Raw genomic sequence first — 399 nt, 5'->3', positions numbered from 1 at the left:
GTCGTGCGGTCCTCGCCCCGTGACCATGCCGCAGCGGCGCGCAGGGACCAGCCGTCGAGTGACGCCGCGATCTGCCCCAGCGCCACGCCGGCCTTGAGCTCGGCGCCGTGGATGCGCGCGTCCTCGACGTTCTGCGACTGGTAGACCATCAGCCCGGTCGCCGGATCGATGCCGACGAACCGGGTCGATTCGATGAAATCGTCGTACTCGGTGCGGTAGGCGGTCAGGCTGGCGTGCACGGCGTCGGTGCTGACGCGCAATCCGAGTTCGAGACCGTCGCTGGTTTCCGAGCGCAGGTCGGGATTGGGAATCGCCGTGTAGCCGAACTGCAGATTGGTGAACCCGATGTTGACGTCGTTGTACGGCGGCGCGCGGAAACCGCGGGCATAGCCGCCGAAC

Annotated in this window: 1 protein-coding gene; it reads right to left on the bottom strand. The window is 67.7% G+C overall.

What is annotated here, in order from left to right; all coding sequences use genetic code 11:
• The coding region (locus SB719_RS19090; RefSeq protein WP_412159594.1) for a TonB-dependent receptor domain-containing protein at window positions 1-399 on the bottom strand (399 nt) is incomplete at both ends.

The organism is Pantoea sp. SIMBA_079 (assembly GCF_046940275.1).
GTDB lineage: Bacteria > Pseudomonadota > Gammaproteobacteria > Enterobacterales > Enterobacteriaceae > Pantoea > Pantoea borealis.
This window is presented reverse-complemented; position numbering and strand designations above follow the sequence as displayed.